Below are 21,858 nucleotides of genomic sequence, written 5' to 3' on the forward strand. Positions count from 1 at the left end.
CGGCCACCGCGGCCGGGCGGCCACTAGCCCTGCGCATCGACGTGCGCCAGCAGACCAGGCCCCGCCTCGGGCAGAACGTCGTGCGCCGTCATCGGTTCTCCGCAGCAGTCGCACGCCAGCGCGACCCGTGCCTCGCCCGTGCACTCGCGATGCCGGTAGTGCACCGGCGGTCCGTCAGGCGCCATGTAGGCGTCGCCCCAGTCCTTGATGGCCATCAGGATCGGGTAGAGGTCGTGCCCCTTGCGGCTGAGCCGGTACTCGGCGTGGTCCCCGTCGACGGCCTGCTGCCGCACCAGGATCCCGTGGTCCACCAGCCGGCCGAGCCGGTCCTGCAGGCGGCTGCGCGGGATTCCCAGGTTGCTCTGGAACGCGTTGAACCGCCGCACACCCGCGAACGCCTCCTTCAGGATCAGCAACGTCCACCTGTCCCCCAGCACCACCAGCGGGCGGGTGATAGAGCAGGGCAGGTCGGCGAGCTGTTCGTACCGCATGTGCCGACCCTAACCGAAGCTGGTCTCTTTTCGAGACTGCTCCGTGCTAGCGTCGGTCTCGAAAAGAGACCGCATCGGAGGTTCCCGTGAGCACGGCGTCCCCAGACCTGCACGAGGCGCTGCACCGGCTGCTAGCCGAGAGGTGGACCTGCCGCCAGTTCCTGCCCGAGCCGGTCCCGAGGACCACCATCGAGCAGGTGCTCACCCTCGCCCAGCGCACCCCGTCCTGGTGCAACACCCAGCCGTGGCACGTGATCGTCACCGAAGGTGCCGCAACGGACAGGATGCGCAAGCAGCTGCTCGAACACCTGCAGAACAACCCGGGCCAGCCGGACTTCCCCTTTCCCGCGCAGTACACGGGCGTCTACCAGGAACGCCGCCGGGAGTGCGGCAAGCAGCTCTACACCAGCCTCGGCATCGAACGCGGCGATCACCAGGGCGCCGGCCGGCAGATGCTGCGCAACTTCGAGCTGTTCGACGCGCCGCACGTCGCGATCATCACCACCGAAGCCGACCTCGGCGTCTACGGCGCGATCGACTGCGGCCTCTACCTCAACTCGTTCCTGCTCGCCGCGCAGAGCCTGGGTCTCGCCGCCGCACCACAGGCCGCGCTCGCGGGGTACTCCGGCTTCCTGCGCGACCACTTCGGACTTCCGGACACCAGGCGCGTCGTCGCCGGAGTCTCGTTCGGCTACCCCGACACGGCGCATCCGGCCAACGGCTTCCGCACCACTCGCGCGACCCCCGACACCGCCGTGACGTGGCACTCCACGTAACGCGTCTCATGACGCGATACTCCTGCCATGACGGGTGAAGCAGGCGCGGTCGTGACCGGGGCCGGGCGCGGTGTGGGCAAGCTGGTCGCGCGGATGCTGGTCGAACGCGGCTACACGGTGCTGGTCACCGACGTCGACGAAGCCTCCGCGACCGCGACCGCCGCCGAGATCGGCGCGACCGCGCGGGTGCTCGACGTGCGGGACGAAGCGGCCGTGGAAGCGGCACGCGACGACATCGTCGCCCGTGCGGGCCGGCTCGACGTCTGGGTGAACAACGCGGGCGTTCTGGTGACCGGGCCCGCGTGGGAGCAGGACGCCGCCACCCGCAGGCTGATGGTCGAGGTCAACGCCCTCGGGACCATCAACGGAACGGTCGCCGCGATCGGGGCCATGCGCGGCCACGGCGGCGGCCACGTCGTGAACATCGTGTCCCTCGCGGGCATCACGGCCGTCATGGGCGAAGCGGTGTACGCCGCCTCCAAGCACGCGGCCATCGGCTTCAGCCTCAGCACCCTCGCCGATCTGCGGCAGGCGGGCGTCCAGGACATCGACATCTCGTGCGTCTGCCCGGACGGCATCTGGACGCCCATGCTCTACGACAAACTCGACGATCCGGCGGCCGCGCTGTCGTTCTCCGGCACGCTGCTGCAGCCCGCAGACATCGCCGCCGCCGTCGCCGCCGTGCTCGACAAACCGAAACCGGTCACCACCGTCCCGAGGTGGCGCGGCGCACTGGCCCGGCTCGCCGACACGTTCCCCCGCTTCGGGCTGCGCGCGATTCCGTTCATGGTGGCGCAAGGCCGCCGCACCCAGCGCAAGCTCGTGGCACGCGACCGGCAAGCCTGATCTCCCGGACGTGACTCACAGGTCGGAACTGGTCCACGTAGCTGCCAGCGCGAGCAACCGTTCAGCGAACCCGTCGACGTCGCACCGTTCCGGGTCGAGCCCGAAATGGTCCTCGACCTCGGTCCACAGGTATTCCGACAGCGATGCGCGAGTGGCGCCGCGGGTGAGCCTGTCCCAGAGCGGGGCGAGCAGGCAGTCGTACTCGTCGTCGACGACGTCGGCGACTCCGATCGGATCCCACTCGTTGAGCAGGTGACGCAGGCCGGCTTGGCGGGGACCGTGCACCTCGGGGTTGTCGATCATTCAGAACGCCGTGACGTGGCGCCACCGGTGAGGAAGTGGTGGGACGATGCTACCCGCGCACCGATGAACAGCACGAATTCATATGAGGCGAAGCTGTCAGCGTGCGTCCGTCCACTCGAGAACTGGAGCGCTCCGCCATGAAGTACACCGTCTCGATGGAGATCGCCCTGCCGCGCGAGAGGGTGGCCCAGCTGCTCGCCGACCCGGAACAGATGCCGAAGTGGCTGCGGGGCCTGGTGCTGCACGAGCCGCTGAGCGGGGTGCACGGCCACGTCGGCACCAAGTCGCGAGTGGTGATGCGGACGGGGCAGCAGGAGTTCGAGGGCACCGAGACCATCACTCGCCGGGAACCGGTGGACCTGCACGGAATCCCGAAGGAGAGCGTTGTCCTCTTCGAACGTGAGATCGCCGGCAAGGGCATGTGGAGCGTCGCGCGCGAACGCCTGACCGAGGCCGGTCCGGAGACGACGCTCTGGGTGAGCGAGAACGAGTACCGGTTCAGCGGCTTGATGATGCGTCTGGTGGGGCTTCTGATGCCCGGCGCCTTCCGCAAGCAGTCGCTGCAGCACATGCAGGACTTCAAGGCGTTCGCCGAGCACGGGAAGGACGTCCGCGAAGCGAACGGCTGAAACACCGGCCGTCTGGATCGTGCTGTTCCTCGGCGCATGTCTGGCGGGCGTGTACGTGGTGAAGCAGTCGCTGCGTCACCGCTGACGCAAGACCAGAGGGGTACCGATCGGCGGTCGGTACCCCCTCCAAGCCGATGGCGCCGCGGACCTCCGGGACCACGACCCGGCTTTCAGCCGCCCAGGCGTTCGTCCGCCGACCGCCGCAGCTCGTCCAGGTGCACCAGGCTGTTCAGCACCGCGTCCGTGTCACCGACGAAGTCGATCAGGCACGCGACCTCGTCGACGCCGATCTCGGCGAGCGCGTCCAACGTCCGCAGCCCGTCCTGCACCGTGCCGAAGAGCCCACCGGTGTCGAAGTAGCGGTCGAACGAGCGCGCGACCAGGAACTCGACGTCCTCGGGGTCCATGTCCTCGGGGTTCACCCCCGGCATCAGGTCGCCGGAGGCGCGCGCGATCAGGCTGATCGAGCTGCGCAGGTAGTCGCTGAACGGCTTGCGCACGATCTCGCGCACCTCGTCGCGGTCGGTGCCGAGGAACGTGTGCAGCATCAACGACACCTGACCGTTGCCGGCGACGCCGTGCGAGCCCGCCTGGAACGCCTCCCGGTACAGGGTGATCTTCTTCGCCAGGTCGTCGAGGTCCTGGCCGAGCAGGTGGGTCAGCACGCCGGCGCCGAGCTCACCGGCCTGCCGGAACGTCTCCGGCGTGCCCGCACTGGTCAGCCACACCGGCAGTTCCGGCTGCACGGGGGCCGGGAAGATCCCCACCTGCTTCTGGTCGCCGGCGCCGTCCACGACGTCGATCTTCTTGCCGCGCCACAGCTCGCGCACCGTCTGCATGGTCTCGACGAGGACCTCCTTGCGGCGCGGGTAGTTCTCCGGCCGCAACGCGAAGTCCACGGCGTGCCAGCCGGAGGCGAACGACAGGCCGACGCGGCCGCGGGAGAGGTTGTCCACGACGGACCACTCCTCGGCGATCCGCAGCGGGTGGTGCAGCGGGCCGACGACACTGCCCGCCCTGACCGCCACCCGCTCCGTCACGGCGGCCACCGCGGCGCCCGTGACCGCCGGGTTCGGGTACTGCCCGCCGAACTGGTGGAAGTGCCGCTCCGGCGTCCACACCGCCGTGAACCCGTGCGTGTCGGCGAACCGCGCGCCTTCGATCAGCAGCCGGTACCGGTCGCCGGAGCCGGCGCCGTCGTCGGCGAAGTAGAACAGTCCGAAGTCCATGCCAATCCCCTCGAGAAGAGGGCGGGCGGCCACGAGGGGCCGCCCGCGGCCTCGTTAACAGACGACCTTCACCTGGAACACGTCCAGGTCGGTCAGGATGCTGACCTTCACGTTGCGCAGGCGGTCCGACCAGCCGACCGCCGACCACTCCTGCCACAGCGGCACGACCGGCATGTCCTGCACCAGCAGGCGTTCCGCCTCCCGGTACAGCTCCAGCGCCGCCTCCTTGGTCGGTGCGCGGTCCGCGCGGTCCATCGCGGCGTCGAACGCCGGGTTCGAGTAGCCGTAGTCGTTCGAGGACGCACCTGTCCGGTACAGCGGGGACAGGAAGTTCTCGATCGACGGGTAGTCGGCTCGCCAGTCCGAGCGGTACGCGCCGGTGATCGTCCGGCCCACGACCGCCTGCCGGAACTCGCGGAACGACATCGTCTCCCTGGTCTCGCAGGCGATGCCGAGCGTGGCCGTGATGCTCTGGCACACCGGTCCCATCCACGTGCGCGCACCGGACTCGATGTTGGTGTGCAGCTGCAGCGGTCCCTGGAAACCGGACTTGGCGAGGAGTTCCCGCGCCTTCACCGGGTTGTAGGTGCACAGCTCACCGCACTGCCCCGGCTGGTAGCCCTCCAGGCCTGGGATGGTGAACCCGTCGGCCGGCTTCTGCCCGCCGCCGACGAGCTTGATCAGCTGGGTCCGGTCGATCGCCATCGACACGGCCTTGCGCAGGTCCGGGTTGTCGTAACCGGGCAGGTAGCTCGGGAACGCCAGGTTCTGCATCAGCAGGAAGTTGCGGTCGGTGTACCTGCCGGGAAGGTCCTTCTTGTACTGACCGCTGGTGATCTTCTCGTACGGCATGGCCTCCATGAAGTCCATCTCGCCGCGCACGAGCGCGTCGTAGGCCTTGGAGGTGTCCGGGTACACCGTGTAGAGCAGTTCCTTGACCCGCGGCTTCTCCGCACCCTTGTAGTCGCGGTTCGCGGTCAGCAGCTGGTGCCCGTTGGGCACCGCCTCCTTGAGCCTGTACGGCCCGTTGCCGACCGGCTTCTTCATCCACGCGGCCGGGTCGCGGAAGAACGAGTCCGGCAGCGGGTAGAACGCCCAGTAGCCCACCATCGTCGGGAAGATCGACAGCGGCGCGGAGAGCGTCACCTGGAACTCGTGGTCGTTCACGACCCGGAGCCCGGACATCCTCTTCGAGACCGGTTGCCCGGTCGCCGGGTTGAGGTCCCGGTACCCCTCGATCTTGTCCATGAACGTGTTGTTGCGCAGCTTGTTCGGCCCGTACGCCACGTGGTTCCAGGCGTCGACGAAGTTGCGCGCCTTGACCTCGGAACCGTCGTGGAACCGCCACCCGCGGTGGATCTTGACGCGGAACACCCTCGAGTCGGTCGTGGTGATCGACTTCGCCATCGCGTTGTACGGCTCGGCGTCCTCCAGCCGGTAGCCGACCAGGCCGGTGAACATCATGCTGATCAGCCGGCCGCCTCCCCACTCGTTGGTGTCACCCGGTAGCAGAGGCCGGAACGGCTCCGTGTTGAACATTCGGATCCGGGTGTTCTGGATTCCCCCGTGTCGTTGCTCCGCCACCGCCGCGGACGGCGTGACGACCGCGGACGCGACCAGCAGCGCACCGGCCAGCGCCAGCAGTTTCCCCCTGCCCCTCATTCACTCCCCCTTGACTCCAACCGCCACGCGCCGCACACCGAGGGTGAGCAGCACCCCCGCCGCGAGAGCCGCGACGGGAAGCAAGTAGGAGAACCGCAACGCGTCGGCGAAACCTTCGCGGAACTCCTGCGGCACCACGTCCTGCAACAGCCCGGCGTCGAGCCCCTCCACCGACAACCGCGCCTGCAGCACCGCCCCCACGGCCGCGCTGCCGAGCAGGCTGCCGCACAACCTCGTGGTGTTGAACAACCCGGACGCCGCACCGGCCACGTCCTGGGCGATGTCCCGCATCGCGATGATCGCCGCGGGCGAGCCGCCGACCCCCATGCCCAGTCCCAGCAGGACCAGTCCGGGCACCAGGTGCCACCACACGCCGTCGGCCCGCACCGCGAACGCGATCCCGGCGATCCCGGCGGCGAACAACGCGAGTCCGGCCAGCAGCACGGGTTTGCCGCCGTACCGGTCGATCGCGCTGCCCGACTTCGGCGCGACGACCGCGGAGAGAAGCGGGGCCAGCGCCACGGTGAGCCCGGCGTCCCGCGCGCTCATCCCCGCCACCGACTGCAGGTGCAGCAACGTGAGGAACAGCATCGCGCCGAGCCCCAGCGGCAGTGCGGCGACGACCACCGCCATCAGCGCGAAGTTCCGGTTGCGCAGGATCACGAAGGGCAGCAACGGTTCCCGGTCCTGCCGCCCGCGTTCGACTAGCACGAACAGGACCAGCACGAGCACGCCGCCGAGCAGCGCGACCGGGATCAGCCCGCCCCACGCGTGCCGCTCCCCCTCGATCAGCCCGTAGGTCAGCAGGAACAGGCCGGTGGTGACCAGCACGGTGCCGAGCAGGTCGAGCCTGCGCCGCCGGCCGCCGTCGTGGCCGGGCAACCAGGCCGCCCCGAGCACGGCCGCGGCGACACCGAGCGGGATGTTGAGGAAGAAGATCCACCGCCAGCCCAGCGAGTCGACCAGCAGGCCGCCCACGGTCGGCCCGATCGCGGCACCAAGACCGCCGACCGCGCCCCAGACGCCGAACGCCGCGCCGCGCTTCTCCTCCGGGAACACCCTGGTGAGCAACGACAACGTCTGCGGCACGAGCAGCGCCGCACCGACGCCCTGCACCACCCGTGCCCAGATCAGCTGGTCCGCTGTCTGCGCGAGGCCGCAGACCAGGGACGCGGCGGTGAAGAGGCTGACGCCGGACACGAACATCCGGCGCTGCCCGAACAGGTCCCCGAGCCGGCCACCGGTGATCAGCAGGACCGCGAACGCGAGCACGTAGGAGTTGATCACCCACAGCACCGAGTCGAGCGAGGCGTCCAGATCACGCGCGAGGGTGGGGATGGCGACGTTGACGACGGTGGTGTCCAGCAGCGTCATCACCTGGCCTAGGACCAGGGCCACGAGCACCAGCCACGGGTTGCGGCTCACTGCTGCCCCATCTGCTCGACCAGGCTCCGCGGCCGCATGTCCACCCAGTTCTCGTCGACGTGGTCGACGCACGCGGACCGGCTGTCCGGACCGAAGGTCACCGTCCACCCCTCCGGCACGGCGATGTGCTCGGGCCACAGCGAGTACTGGCCCTCGTCGTTGATCAGCACGAGGTAGGTGCCGTCGGCGTTCTCGAACGGGTTGCTCATCACACTCTCCGTGCGGTTCTGGCGCCGAGGACCTGGGCGATCTCGGCGATGGGTTCGGGCTGGGTCATGGCGCCATGGGCGCAGTCGAGAGAATGCACGTCGATCAGGCCGGTCACGTGCGGCGCCCACAGGCCGGGTGACGGGCTTCCGGTGGCGGCGAAGAAAAGGACGTCGCCGCGGAACACCCGCGGAGTGGCGGCGTTCATCAGCCGGGCGTTCGTGGCGAACGTCGCGGCCATCGCGTCGACCTGCTCCGGGGTGAACCCGGTGAGCTCGCCCCGGTCTCCGTGGCCGAGTGACGCGAGCATCGCGTCCGGCCCCGGATCGTCCGCGCGCACCGGGTAGGCGTCGAGCAACGTCAGCAGCGCCACCTCCGCGCCGTGCTCCTGCAGCAGCACCGCCATCTCGTGGGCGACCACGCCGCCGAACGACCAGCCGAGCAGGTCGTACGGGCCTTCCGGCTGCACCTCCCGGATGCGGGCGACGTAGTCCGCCGCCATCTCGGCGACCGACCCCGGCGCCTGGGCCGCGGTCGTGAGACTCCTGGCCTGCAACGCGTAGACCGGCCGGTCCACGCCGCGCAGCAGTCCTGAGTAGACCCAGCCGATACCGGCCGCCGGGTGCACGCAGAACAGCGGTGTCCCGGCGCCGTCCGCCCGCAGCGGCAGCAGCACGTCGAACGAGTCGCGCTCGTCGTCGTGGCCGAGCCGGTGCGCCAGCCCGGCGACGGTGGGCTCCTCGAACAACGTCCGGATGCCCAGCCGCACACCGAAGGCGCTCTGGATCCGGCCGAGCAGCCTGGCCGCCAGGATGGAGTGCCCGCCGAGGTCGAAGAACCCGTCGTCGATGCCGACCGCGGGCAGGTCCAGCTCCTCGGCGAAGAGCTCGGCCAGGATCTGCTCGGCCGGGTTGCGCGGCTCTCGCCGCACGCCGGCGGTGAAGTCCGGTGCGGGCAACGCCTTCCGGTCGAGCTTGCCGTTCGGGGTCAGCGGCAGAGCGGGGACCGGCACGACGAACGGCACCATGTGCGACGGCAACGTCCGCGCCAGCGCCTCCCGCGACACCTCCTCCGTGGACACCACGTACGCCACGAGACGATCGGAGACGGCGAGCACGGCGGCCTGGGCGACGCCGGGCTGGGCCAGCAGCACGGCCTCGACCTCGCCCGGCTCGATCCGGAACCCGCGGACCTTCACCTGCTGGTCCGACCGGCCGACGAACTCCAGGTTGCCGTCCGGACGCCAGCGCACCACGTCACCGGTGCGGTACATGCGTGCCCCAGAAGAAACATCACTGCCGAACGGGCTCGCGACGAACCGCGACGCGGTGAGACCCGGCCGGTTGAGATAGCCGCGCGCGACGCCGTCACCCGCGATGTACAGCTCGCCCGGAACGCCGACCGGCACCGGCCGCAGCGCGTCGTCCAGCACGTACACGCGGGTGCCGGGCATCGGCCTGCCCATCGGCGGGTGGTCGGTACCGGCGAGAGGGTCGCTCATCGCCGACACGACCGTGGTCTCGGTGAGCCCGTAGACCTGCATCATCGTGCGGCCGGGTGACCAGCGGGCGACGAGGTCCGCGCCGCAAGGCTCGCCGCCGACCACGAACCCCCGCAGGCTCGGCAGTTCCCGGCCCGGCGGCACCGACGCGAGCATCGACGCCACGAGGTCGGTGTGCGTGACGGCGTTCTCCTCGACCAGGTTCGCGAGGTCGTCCCCCGCCGGCTGGCGGTCGGGACCCGGCACGACCAGCGCGGCACCGGCCAGCAGCGTCAGCGCGATGTCGGCGAGCGACACGTCGAAGCTGATCGACACGGCGAGCAGGAACCGGCTGTCCGGGCCCATCGCCAGCCGGGCGACGTGCGTCAGCGCCATCGTGACGATCCCGGCGTGCGTGACCTGCACGCCCTTGGGGGTGCCGGTCGACCCCGAGGTGTAGATGACGTAGGCGGTGTTCGCCGGGTCGATCCGCACCTCCGGGTCCGTGCCCGGCTGGTCGCCGTCGACGGCCGCGGTGCTCAGCACGATCGCGGGCCGCGCGTCGGCGAGCATCGACTCGATCCGCCCGGCCGGGTAACCGGGGTCGATCGGCAGGTAGGCGGCACCGGTCTTGAGGACCGCGAGCCACGCCACGATCAGGTCCACCGACCGCGGCAACCGCAGGGCCACCAGGCGTTCCGGCCCCGCGCCCTGGCCGATCAGCTGGTGCGCCAACCGGTTCGCCCGCTCGTTGAGCTCCGCGTAGGTCACCGAGGTGTCCTCGAAGACCACCGCGACCGCGTCCGGTGCCCGGCGCACCTGCTCCTCGATCAGCTTCGGCAGCACCCGTGCGGGCCCGTCCACCGCCGTGCCGTTCCACTCCACCAGAAGCCGCGTGCGGTCCTCCGCCGAGAGCAGGTCGAGCGACGAGATCCGCTGCTCCGGCGCGTCCGCGACGGTCTCCAGCAGGCGCTGCAGTGCCCCGGTCAGCCGCAGCACGGTCGGCCGGTCGAAGAGGTCGGTGCTGAACGTGACCTCCGCGAGCAGGCCGTCGGGCTGCTCGGCGAAGCTGAGCTCGAGGTCGAACCGCGACGGGTGCACGCCGGGCTCCACCGGCTCCGCCTGCACGTCCGGCAGGTCCAGCGCCGGTGCGGCACCGTCCTGCAGTGCCAGGACGACCTGGAACAGCGGCGGCCGGGAGGCGGTCCGCACGGGCTTCAGCTCCTCCACCAGCCGCTCGAACGGCACGTCGGCGTGGGCGTACGCGGCCAGGTCGGTCTCGCGGATCCTGGCGAGCAGGCCGGTGAAGGTCGGGTCGCCGGAGGTGTCCGCCCGCAGCACGAGCGTGTTCACGAAGAACCCGACCACGTCGTCCAGCGCGGCGTCGGTGCGGGCGGCGACCGGGCTGCCGATCGGCACGTCCGTGCCGGCGCCGAACTTCGTGAGCACCGTCGCCAGTGCCGCGTGCAGCACCATGAACAACGTCGTGTCGTGCTGGCGTGCCAACGTCTTCAACCGGTCGCGCAACGAGGCGTCCAGCAAGGTCGACACGAGGTCGCCCCGCCCGCTCGGCACCGCGGGCCGCGGGCGGTCGAACGGCAGCTCCAGCTCGTCGGGCAGCCCGGCCAGCGCGTCCCGCCAGCAGCCGAGCTGTCCGTCCACATCGGACGTCTCACGCTGCCACAACGTGTAGTCCACGTACTGCACCGGCAACGGGGTGAACTCGGGCGCCCTGCCCTCCGCCCTCGCCCGGTAGGCCAGTTCGAGGTCGCGGATCAGCGGGGCCATCGACGCGCCGTCGAACGCGATGTGGTGCAGCGCGATCAACAGCACCTGCTCGGCACCGGTGAACAGGATTGCCCGCACCGGCAGGTCCGTCGTCAGGTCGAAACTGCGCGCCGCGGCGGCCAGGTCGGGCGGTCCGTCCACAACGGACAACCGCGCGCCGGCGGGCAGCACGACCTGGACCGGCCCCTCGCCGGTCTGCGGGAACACCGTCCGCAACGACTCGTGCCGGGCCACCACGTCATCGAACGCCTCGACGAGCGCGGCCTGGTCCACAGCGCCGGCAAGCCGCCACGCGACCGCCACGTTGTAGGCCGCGTCGGCGTCGAGCATCTGGTTGAGGATCCACAGCCGGTGCTGGGCGAACGACAGCGGAATCCGCTCCGGGCGCGGCATCGGCACGAGCGGGTGCGCGGACCGGCCCGCGGTCCGGACGCGCCCGGCGAGCCCGGCCACCGTGGGGTGCTCGAACACCGCGCGCACCGGCAGCTCGACGCGCAGCGCCGTGCGGACCCGGTTCACCAGCCGGGTCGCGAGCAGTGAATGCCCGCCGAGGTCGAAGAAGTTGTCGTCCACGCCGATGCTGTCGAGCCCGAGCGTGGCGGCGAAGAGTCCGGCCAGGATCTCTTCCTGCGGTGTGCGCGGCCCACGTCCGGAGGTGCCGCGGAACGACGGCGCGGGCAGCGCGGCCCGGTCGAGCTTCCCGTTGGGCGTCAACGGCAGCACGGGAAGCGGCACGATCGCGGCCGGCACCAGGTAGTCCGGCAGCGTGCGGGCCAGCTCGCCGCGCAGCGCCGCCGGGTCGGCCGCACCGGTCACGTAGCCCACCAGCACCCGGACACCGGGCGTGTCCTCGCGGACGATCACCGCGGACCCGGTCACGGCGGGCTGGGCGAGCAGCACGGCCTCGATCTCGCCGAGCTCCACCCGGAACCCGCGGATCTTGACCTGCTGGTCCGCACGGCCGAGGAACTCCAGGTTGCCGTCCGCGCGCCACCGCACCAGGTCGCCGGTGCGGTACATGCGCCCGCCGAACGGGCTGGCGACGAACCGTTCCGCCGTCAGCGCCGGCCGGTCCAGGTACCCGCGGGCGAGCCCGTCACCGGACAGGTACAGCTCCCCCGGCACGCCGACGGGAACCGGCCGCAGGCAGGCGTCCAGCACGAGCGTCCTGGTGTTCCACACCGGGCGACCCATCGGCGGGGTCTCGTCGCCGGACAACGGGTCGCTCATCACCGCGACCACGGTCGACTCCGTCGGCCCGTAGACCTGCATCATCGTGCGGCCCGGCGAGAAGCGTTCCACCAGGTCGGCCGTGCAGGCCTCGCCGCCGACCACGAACCCGCGCAGCGTCGGGAAGTCCCGCTCCGGCATGGACGCGAGCATCGCGGCGACCAGGTCGGTGTGCGTGATCGAGTACGTGTCGATCAGGTCCGCGAGCTCGTCACCCGCGAGCTTCACCTCCGGTGGCGGCACCACCAGGGTGGCGCCGGAGGTCAGCACCATCGCGATGTCCGCGAGCGAGACGTCGAAGCTGATCGACACCGCCAGCAGGAACCGCGCGCCCGGCCCGAGGCCGAGCCGGTCGACGTGCACCCCGGCCACCCCGGCGATGCCGGAGTGCGTCACCACGACGCCCTTCGGCGTGCCGGTCGAGCCGGAGGTGTAGATCACGTATGCGGCGCTCGTCAGCGGCACTTCGACACCGGGGTCGGTGTCAGGCTTGTCTTCAGCTTCCACTGAAGTAACTGTGATGACCGGCTTGGCGTCCTCGATCATGAACGCGATGCGCTCCGCCGGGTAGTCCGCGTCGATCGGCACGTAGGCGGCACCGGTCTTGAGGATCGCGAGCCACGCGACGACCAGGTCCGCCGAGCGCGGCAGGGACAGCGCCACCCGCCGCTCCGGTCCCGCTCCGGCCTCGATCAGCCGATGCGCCAACCGGTTCGCGCGGGCGTCCAGCTCGGCGTAGGTCAGCTCCGTGTCGCCGAACACCACCGCGACGGCGTCCGGCGTCCTGGCCACCTGCTCGCGCACCAGCACCGGCAGCGGAGCCCGGCGAAGATCACGCGCCGTGGCGTTGAACCCGGTGACGAGCTGTGCTGTCTCGGCGGCCGGCAGGTAGTCGAGCGCGCCGATCCGGACGCCGGGGTCCCGCACCGCGGACACGAGCACGCCGTGCAGCCAGGAGGCGATCCGCTCCGCGGTGGACCGGTCGAACAGCTCCGCGCTGTACTCCAGTCCGCCGGTGATGCCGTCAGGCTCCTCCACCAGGTCGAACGCGAGGTCGAACTTGGCGACGTCGGTGTCGCGCACCTCGACCCGGCCGGTGGCCGCACCGAACGTGATCTCCTGCGCCAGCGTGTCCTGGAACGCGAGCAGCACCTGGAACAACGGGTGCCGCGACAGCGACCTGGCCGGCTGCAGCTGTTCCACCAGCCGTTCGAACGGCAGGTCGGGATGCGCGTACGCGGCCAGACCCGTCTCCCTGACCTTGGCCAGCAGCTCGGCGAACGTCGGGTCGCCGGAGGTGTCGGTCCGCAGCACCACGGTGTTCACGAAGAACCCGACGACGTCGTCGAGCACCTCGTCCGACCGGGCCGCGACCGGGCTGCCGATCGGGATGTCGGTGCCGGCGCCGAGCCTGGTCAGCAGAGTCGCGATCGCGGCCTGCAACACCATGAACACGGTCACGCCGTGCTCGTCGGCCAGCGCCCGGATCCGGCGGTACAGCCCGGGTTCGATCGTCAGGTCGACGCGACCGCCGCGGAACTCCGACACGACCGGGCGAGGCCGGTCGACCGGCAGCGGCAGTTCCTCCGGCAACCCGGCCAGTGCACCGGACCAGAAGTCCAGCTGCTGGCGGAACAGCGACTTCGGGTCCGACTCGGACCCGAGCACCTCCCGTTGCCACACGGCGTAGTCCGCGTACTGCACGGGCAGCGGCGTCCAGTCCGGTGCACGCCCGGCGAGCCGTGCCTCGTAGGCCTGCACGAGGTCGCGGACCATCGGCGCCGTCGACCGGCCGTCACCCGCGATGTGGTGGTGCAGCAACAGCAGTTCGTGCTCGTCCGGACCGAGTTCGACCAGCCGGCACCGCAACGGCGGCTCGGTCGTGAGGTCGAAGTCCTCCTCGTGACTGCCCGGGCCCAGCAGCTCCGGCGTCCACGACGGCAGGATCTGCTGGCGCGGGCCGGTGTCGCCCTCGGGGAAGACGGTCCGCAGCACCTCGTGCCGGTCCACCAGGTCACCCAGCGCGGCGGTCAGCGCAGTCCGGTCGAGCGGGCCGGTCAGCACCAGCGTGAGCGGGATGTTGTAGATCCCCTTGGCTTCCTCGATCCGGTTGAGCAGCCACATCCGCCGCTGCGCGTACGAGAGCGGGATCTCGTCCGGCCGGGGCCTCGCGACCAGCGGAGGTCGCGCCGCGTCCGCGCTGCCGAGCAACGCGGCGAGTCCGGCGACGGTCGGCGACTCGAACAGGTGCCGGATCCTGAGCTCCGCGCCGAACACCGCGCGGGCACGGCTGATCAGCCGGATCGCGGCCAGCGAGTGGCCGCCGAGCCGGAAGAAGTCCTCGTCGACACCGACCGCGGGCACACCGAGCACCTCGGCGAACAGCGAGCAGAGCAGTTCCTCGACGGGGTTGCGCGCGGTCCGCACGACCCGTGCCTGCGCGGTCCAGTCCGGCTCCGGCAGCGCCTTGCGGTCGAGCTTCCCGTTGGGGGTCAACGGCAGCGCGTCCAGCACCACGATCGCCGACGGCACCATGTACTCGGGCAGCGACGCGGCGGCGTGCTCCCGCAGCCCTGCCGCGTCACCGGTCACGTAGCCGACCAGGCCGTTGTCCCTGACGACGACCACGGCCTGGCGCACGGCCGGATGCGCGGTGAGGACGGCCTCGATCTCGCCCAGCTCGATGCGGTGACCGCGCACCTTGACCTGGAAGTCGACCCTGCCCAGGTACTCGAGCTCGCCGTCGGCGCCCCAGCGCGCGAGGTCACCGGTGCGGTACATCCGGCCCGGCCCGAACGGGTCGGCGACGAACCTCTCGGCGGTGAGCGACGGCCTGCGGTGGTATCCCCTGGCCAGCCCGAGTCCGGCGATGTACAGCTCACCCGGCACACCGGGCGGCACGGGCCGCAGCCCGGCGTCGAGCACGTGGACATCGGTGTTCCAGATCGGCCTGCCGATGGCGGGCGCACCCGGCCGGCCCGCGAGTGGGTGCGTGGTGGACCAGATCGTGGTCTCGGTCGGCCCGTACATGTTCGTCACACCTGATGCCAGCGCCCGCATCGAGTCCGCGAGCGCGGGCGGCAGCGCCTCACCACCGACCAGCATCCGCAGGCCGCGCACCCCCTCGGGTTCCGCGGCGATCAGCGCCTGCCACAGCGACGGAGTGGCCTGCAGAACGGTGCCGCCGGTGCGCGCGATCAGCCGCACGAGCGCGGCCGGGTCGGTGACCGTCTCCTTCTCCGCCACGACGACCGCGGCACCGCTGAGCAACGGCAGGAACATCTCCAGCGCGGCGATGTCGAACGCGATCGTGGTGACGGCGATCCACCGGTCGTGCGCGGCGAGCGGCACGGTCTCGGCCATCGACGCGAGGAAGTTGAGCAGCGTCGCCCTCGGGATGACCACGCCCTTGGGCTTGCCGGTCGAGCCGGACGTGTAGATCACGTACGCGGGACTGTCCTCCGCGACCACGACCTCGGGATTGGTGTCCACATCGGACAGCGGCGGCAAAGAGCGCAACGTCAGCAGCGGCTCGGCGTCGGCGAGCATGTGGTCGACCCGCTCGGCCGGGTAGTCCGGGTCGAGCGGCAGGTAGGCCGCACCGGACTTCAGCACGCCGAGCAGCGCGACGACGAGATCCGCCGACCGCGGCATCGCCAGCGCGACGTAGCGTTCCGGCCCGGCGCCGAGACCGATCAGGTGGTGCGCGAGGCGGTTGGCGCGGGCGTTCAGCTCGTCGTAGGTCAGGAGCACGTCGTCGCAGAACACCGCGACCACGTCCGGGGTCCGCGCGACCTGGTCCTCGAACAGCTCGACCACCGAGCGGGCAGGCACCTCGCGGGCGGTGTCGTTCCACTGCCTCAGCACCAGATCGCGTTCGGCCGGATCCAGCACGTCGAGCGTTCCGACAGGACGGTCGGGATCGGCGGCGGCCTCGGTCAGCAGCCGGACCACCCTGGCGGCCAGCCGCGAGGCGGTGCCGTGGTCGAACAGGTCCGCGGCGTACTCGAGCCGTCCGTCGATGCCGGCGGCGTTCTCGCTGAGGTAGCAGAGCAGGTCGAACTTCGCGACGCCCAGCTCGTCGGCCTCGCGGCGCACCTCCAGCCCCGGCAGGTCGAACTCGACCGGTGGCGTGTTCTGCAGCACCAGCATCGTCTGGAACAACGGGTGCCGCGCCAGCGACCGGGTCGGGTTCAGCAGCTCGACCAGCCGCTCGAACGGCACGTCCGCGTTGGCGTAGGCGGTGAGGTTGGTCTGCCGCACCCGTGCGAGCAGGTCGGCGAACGTCGGGTCGCCCGAGGTGTCCGTGCGCAGCACCAGCGTGTTGAGGAAGCAGCCGACCAGGTCGTCGAGCGCGTCGTCGGTGCGCCCCGCGACCGGCGTGCCGATCGGGATGTCGGTGCCCGCGCCGAGCCTCGTGAAGGTCGCGGCGAACGCCGCCTGCAGCACCATGAAGACGCTGACCTGGTGGCGGCGGGCGAGGTCGCGCACCCGCTCGTGCAGCGCCGCGTCGAGGGAGAACTCGACCACTCCGCCGACGTAGCTGGCCGCGGCGGGGCGCGGCCGGTCGGTCGGCAGCGCGAGTTCCTCCGGCAGCCCGGCCAGCGCCTGCCGCCAGTGCTCCACCTGCGCGGCGATCGGACTTGCCGGGTCGGACTCGGTGCCGAGCACCTCCCGTTGCCACAGCGTGTAGTCAGCGTACTGCACCGGCAGCGGCGCCCAGTCCGGCGCGGTGCCGGTGAGCCGTGCGGCGTAGGCGGCGGACAGGTCACGGCCAAGGGGCGCCAGTGACCACCCGTCGGCCGCGATGTGGTGCAGGACGATCATCAGCACGTGCTCGCGCTCGGACAGGCGATGCAGATGTGCCCGGATCGGCGGTTCGGTGGTCAGGTCGAAGCCGCGGCGCGCGTCCGGCGGACCGAGGTGCAGCGGCACGTCGGCCGACGGCAGCACCACCTGGTGCGGCAGGCCGTCTCGTTCGACCAGGACGGTGCGCAGCGACTCGTGCCGGTCCGTCAGGTCGTTCAGCGCGGCCCGCAGCGCGGGCACGTCCAGCTCACCGGACAGCCGCAGCACCAACGGCAGGTTGTAGGTGCCGCTCGGGCCCTCCAGCCGGTCCAGGAACCACAACCGCTGCTGGGTGTAGGAGACCGGCAGGTGTTCGGGCCGTTCGGCGACCGTCACCCGTTGCCGGGCACCACCGGCGGTGGCGATCCGTTCCGCGAGGGCGGCGGGCGTCGGCGCGTCGAAGAGGCTGCGGATGCCGACCTCCACGCCGAAGACCGTGCGCAGCCTGCCGATCAGCCTCATGGCGAGCAGCGAGTGCCCGCCGAGGTCGAAGAACCGGTCCTGCACACCGACTTCCGGCACGTTCAGGACGTCCGCGAACAGGCCGACCAGCAACTCCTCGACCGGTGTGCGGGCCGCACGGCTCTCGGTGACCACGGCCTCGGGGGCGGGCAGCGCCTTGCGGTCGACCTTTCCGCTGGGGGTCAACGGGAACGCGGGCAGCACGACGAACGCGGCCGGCACCATGTACTCGGGCAACGTCTCGGCGAGGTGCGCCCGCAGATCGGCGCTGCCGGCCTCTCCGGCGACGTACCCGATCAGGCGATCGTCCAGGACCACGACCAGTGCCTGGCGCACCGCCGGGTGCTGGGCCAGCCGGGCCTCGACCTCGCCCAGCTCGATCCGGAAACCGCGCACCTTGACCTGGGTGTCGGTGCGGCCGAGGTAGGTGATGGTGCCGTCCTCGTTCCACCGTGCCAGGTCACCGGAGCGGTAGATCCGGCCCGGGCCGAACGGGTTGGCGACGAACCGTTCCGCGGTCAGCGCGGGCCGGCCGAGGTAGCCGCGGGCCAGCTGGACACCGGCGAGGTACAGCTCGCCGGCGACACCGGGCGGTACCGGGTTGAGGTCCCGGTCGAGCACGTGGAGCCGGGTGTTGCGGACCGGCCGGCCGATCGGGACGGCGCTGTCGGAGAAACCCGGTGGCACCTCGAAGTAGCTCACCTCGACCGCTGCCTCGGTCGGCCCGTACAGGTTGTGCAGCGGCACGTCCACTGTGGACTGGAACTGCTCGGCGAGGTCACCGGGCAACGCCTCACCGGCCGCCAGCACCCGGCGCAGGCCCGTGCACTCGGCGGCGGCGGGCTCCACCAGGAACGCCCGCAGCATCGACGGAACGAAGTTGACCTCGGTGATCCGTTCCGACCGGATCAGCTCGGCGAGGTAGGCCGGGTCCCGGTGGCCGCCCGGACGAGCGAGCACGACGGTCGCGCCGACGATCAACGGGCCGAAGAACTCCGGCACCGACACGTCGAAGCTCGACGGCGTCTTCTGCAACACCCGCTCACTGGCATCAAGACCGTAGTGGTCCTGCGACCACAGCAACCGGTTCACGATCGCGCGATGGGACACCACCACGCCCTTCGGCCGCCCGGTCGAACCGGACGTGTAGATCACGTACGCGGCGTTGTCCGGACTCGCGGTGAGCGCGGGTGCCTGCGCGGATTGCCCGGACACGTCCGGAAGTTCGTGCAACGCCAGCACCGCACCGGCGTCCGAGAGCATGAGATCGATCCGGTCGCTCGGGTGGTCGTGGTCGATCGGCAGGTACGCCGCCCCGGCCTTGAGCACCGCGACCAGCGCGACCACCAGCTCCAGCGAGCGGGGCAGCAGCACGGCGACGAACCGCTCGGGGCCGGCGCCGTGCGCCAGCAGGTGGTGCGCGAGCCGGTTGGCCCACGTGTCCAGTTCCGCGTAGGTCAGCGAGGCGCCTTCGAACACGACGGCGGTCGCGCCGGGCGTCCGGGCGGTCTGCTCGGCGAGCAGCGCGGTCAGGGTGACGTCGGGAACCTCGGCCGCGGTGTCGTTCCACCGCGTCAGAACGCGGGCCCGGTCGGCCGGGTCGAGCTGGTCGACGTGGTGGACCGGCTGGTCCGGGTCGGCGAACGCGGCCAGCACCCGCAGCAGCCGGTCCTCCACCTGTCCTGCCAGCGGCGTGCGGTGGCTGATCCGCAACGTGAGCTGCTCTCCCGGCACCGCGATCAGGCCCAGCGGGTAGTGCACGGGATAGCGCATCTCGGTGCCGGTGATCGTGAGGTCGCCGTGCGGCCGCACGTCGTCCGGGTAGTTCTCGAAGACGGTGAGCGTGTCGAAGAGTTCGGTGGTGCCGGTGAGCCGGTGCAGGTCGGCCAGCCCGAGGATGGCGTTCTCGCTCGTTCTCAGCTGCTGCCGGTGCAGGTCCGCGCACAGCTCGGCGACGGTCATGCCGGGCCGGAGCGTGGCGCGCACCGGGACGGTGTTGATGAACAGGCCGACCATCGTCTCGACGCCGGGCAGGTCGGCCGGGCGTCCGGACACGGTGGTGCCGAACACGACGTCGTGGCGACCGGTGATCCCGCTGAGCACGAGGGCCCAGGCCGCCTGCACCACGGTGTTCAGCGTGTAGCCGCCGTCGAGTGCGCGCCGGGTCAGCAGGGTGGTGAGCTCCTCGGACAGCTCGACGACGCGTTCGTCCCGCACCTCGGTGCCACCGACCAGCGTCGGCTCGTCGACACCGTCGAGCACGTCGAGCCAGACCCGTTCCGCCGCGGCGCGGTCCTGGGCGCCGAGCCAGTTCAGGTAGTCCTGGTAAGGCGGCGGATCGGCGAGCTCCTCGCCCGCGTAGTGCGCGAGCAGCTCGTCCAGCAGCACCGGCGTGGACCAGCCGTCGAGCAGGATGTGGTGGCAGGTGAGGACCAGCTTGGTGCCGTGCAACAGGAACCGCAGCAAGGGCGGGGCGGCCATGTCGAACGGGCGCCGTTCCTCGGCCCGCAGTTCGTCGAGGTCGCCCTCGGCCACCCGCCACGGCACGTCCACCTCGGCCGGTGCGAACCGGCCGTCGTGCCGGAAGCCCCACCGCAGGTTCGGATGCCGTCGCACCAGCCAGCGGGCGGACTCGCGCAGGCGGTCGGCGTCGATCGTGCCGTCGAGCTCGACGGTGAGCTGCGAGACGTACACGTCGACGTCGTCGTGCAGCGCGTGGAACAACAGGCCCTCGGCCAGCGGCGCCAGCGAGACACCGGCGTCCGGCAGGGCCTGCTCGACCACCGGGGTGGCGACCGCCGCGAGAGCCCGGACCGTGCGGTGCGTGAAGACCAGCTCCGGAGTGAGCCGGAACCCGGCCTGCCGCGCCCGGCTGACCAGCCGGATGGCGCCGATGCTGTCGCCGCCCAGCGCGAAGAAGTCGTCCTCGGTGCCGGCCGCCGGCAGACCGAGGATCGCGGCGAAGGGGGCGAGCAGCGCTTCCTCGGCCGGCGTGCTCGCCGCGGAGCCCGTGACCAGCACGCCGAGGTCCGGCTCCGGCAACGCGGCCCGGTCCAGCTTCCCGGCCGGGGACAACGGGAACTCGTCCAGCGTCACGAACAACGCCGGCACCATGTACTCGGGCAGCGTCACCGCGAGGTGCGCCCGCAGCTCGTCGAGGTCCACGTCCCCGACGAGGTAGCCGACCAGGCGTTCGTCGCGGACCAGCACGGCGGCCTGCCGCACCGCGGGGTGGCGTTCCAGGCTCGTCTCGACCTCGCCGAGCTCGATCCGGAAGCCGCGCACCTTGACCTGCGTGTCGGTGCGGCCGAGGTAGACCACGGCGCCGTCCTCGCGCACCCTGGCCAGGTCGCCGGTGCGGTACAGGCGGGCACCCGGCGCGCCGTGCGGGTCGGCGACGAACCGCTCGGCGGTCAGCCCCGGCCGGTTCAGGTAACCGCGGGCCAGCTGGTCGCCCGCGAGGTAGAGCTCGCCGGCCTCCGCCGGGTTGAGCTCGGCGTCCAGCACGCGCAGCCGCGTGTTCCACACCGCGTGACCGATCGGCACGGCGCTGTCGGAGAAACCCGGTGGCACCTCGAAGTAGCTGACTTCGACCGCCGCCTCGGTCGGCCCGTACAGGTTGTGCAGCGGGACGTCCAAAGTGGACTGGAACTGCTCGACCAGGTCGCCGGTCAGCGCTTCACCGGCCGCCAGCACCCGCCGCAACCCGGTGCACCCGGCCGCGGTGGGCTCCTCCAGGAACGCCCGCAGCATCGACGGCACGAAGTTGACCTCGGTGACGCCCTGCTCCTGGATCAACGCGGCCAGGTAGGCCGGATCGCGGTGGCCACCAGGACGAGCCAGCACGAGCGTCGCGCCGACGATCAACGGGCCGAAGAACTCCGGCACCGACACGTCGAAGCTCGACGGCGTCTTCTGCAACACCCGCTCACTCGCGTCCAGCCCGTAGTGGGCCTGCGACCACAGCAACCGGTTCACGATCGCGTGGTGTGGCACCACCACGCCCTTGGGCCGTCCCGTCGAACCGGACGTGTAGATCACGTACGCGGGGTCCCGCGGGTCGATAGGCCGGACCCGGTCGGCGTCGAGGACCGGCGCCGGCGAGTAGCCGGACAGCATCGCGGTCGTGGCGAAGTCGTCCAGCACCAGTCCGCTCACCGGCACGGTGCTGTGCGACAAAACCTGCACGGGCCGCGCGTCCTCGACCATGAAGGCGATCCGGTCGGCCGGGTACTCGGGGTCCACCGGCAGGTACGCCGCTCCCGTCTTCACCACGGCCAGCAGTGCGACCACGAGTTCGACCGAACGGGGCAGCGCCACCGCGACGACCTGGTCCGGACCCGCGCCCTGTTCGAGCAGGAACCGGGCCAATCGGTTGGCCGCCGCGTGCAGCGCGCCGTAGGTGACCTCTGCGCCCTCGAACACCACGGCCGTCGAGTCCGGAGTGGACAGTTCGCTCAAGTCAAGCAGCGCAACAAGGTC

General features: G+C 71.2%; 9 protein-coding genes and 1 pseudogene. 3 read left to right on the forward strand and 7 right to left on the reverse strand.

Annotated elements, in window-relative coordinates; genetic code table 11:
• Nucleotides 1-23 precede the first annotated feature (23 nt).
• Complete coding sequence (locus SK571_RS14430; RefSeq protein ID WP_319984559.1) at nt 24-491, reverse strand: winged helix-turn-helix transcriptional regulator; 468 nt, start codon at nt 489-491, stop codon at nt 24-26.
• A gap of 86 nt (nt 492-577) precedes the next feature.
• On the opposite strand from SK571_RS14430, the gene SK571_RS14435 reads away from it, so the two are divergent.
• Nucleotides 578-1,267 (forward strand): nitroreductase, encoded by a 690-nt coding sequence (locus SK571_RS14435; protein WP_319984560.1) that lies wholly within the window; start codon nt 578-580, stop codon nt 1,265-1,267.
• Between the two features lie 27 nt (nt 1,268-1,294).
• Entirely contained in the window at nt 1,295-2,113 is an 819-nt protein-coding gene (locus tag SK571_RS14440; RefSeq protein ID WP_319984561.1) for an SDR family oxidoreductase, read from the forward strand.
• Nucleotides 2,114-2,128: 15 nt separating this feature from the next.
• Here SK571_RS14440 and SK571_RS14445 read toward each other — a convergent pair whose 3' ends face one another.
• A complete protein-coding gene (locus SK571_RS14445) occupies nt 2,129-2,416 on the reverse strand; it encodes a hypothetical protein (RefSeq protein WP_319984562.1) in 288 nt (95 codons plus the stop codon).
• A gap of 101 nt (nt 2,417-2,517) precedes the next feature.
• Here SK571_RS14445 and SK571_RS14450 point away from each other — a divergent pair, with 101 nt between their 5' ends.
• Nucleotides 2,518-3,045, forward strand: coding sequence for an SRPBCC family protein (locus SK571_RS14450; protein WP_319984563.1), 528 nt, complete (start codon nt 2,518-2,520; stop codon nt 3,043-3,045).
• 170 nt (nt 3,046-3,215) lie between these two features.
• On the opposite strand, the gene SK571_RS14455 is transcribed toward SK571_RS14450, so the two are convergent.
• The 5 genes and pseudogenes from SK571_RS14455 to SK571_RS14475 form a co-directional block, all read right to left on the reverse strand.
• Nucleotides 3,216-4,274 (reverse strand): MupA/Atu3671 family FMN-dependent luciferase-like monooxygenase, encoded by a 1,059-nt coding sequence (locus tag SK571_RS14455; protein ID WP_319984564.1) that lies wholly within the window; start codon nt 4,272-4,274, stop codon nt 3,216-3,218.
• A 54-nt stretch (nt 4,275-4,328) separates the two neighbouring features.
• Nucleotides 4,329-5,936 (reverse strand): peptide ABC transporter substrate-binding protein, encoded by a 1,608-nt coding sequence (locus SK571_RS14460; protein ID WP_319984565.1) that lies wholly within the window; start codon nt 5,934-5,936, stop codon nt 4,329-4,331.
• On the reverse strand, nt 5,937-7,361 hold the full coding sequence (locus tag SK571_RS14465) for an MFS transporter (RefSeq protein ID WP_319984566.1): 1,425 nt from the start codon (nt 7,359-7,361) through the stop codon (nt 5,937-5,939).
• Nucleotides 7,358-7,570, reverse strand: a complete 213-nt coding sequence (locus SK571_RS14470; RefSeq protein WP_319984567.1) for an MbtH family protein — start codon at nt 7,568-7,570, stop codon at nt 7,358-7,360. The genes SK571_RS14465 and SK571_RS14470 overlap by 4 nt, the downstream gene beginning before the upstream one ends.
• Nucleotides 7,570-21,855: pseudogene (locus SK571_RS14475) on the reverse strand (amino acid adenylation domain-containing protein); the annotation flags it as partial. The pseudogene SK571_RS14475 and the gene SK571_RS14470, both read right to left, overlap by 1 nt.
• Nucleotides 21,856-21,858: the final 3 nt, after the last annotated feature.

The sequence above is a fragment of the Lentzea kristufekii genome, assembly GCF_033949925.1.
Lineage (GTDB): Bacteria > Actinomycetota > Actinomycetes > Mycobacteriales > Pseudonocardiaceae > Lentzea > Lentzea kristufekii.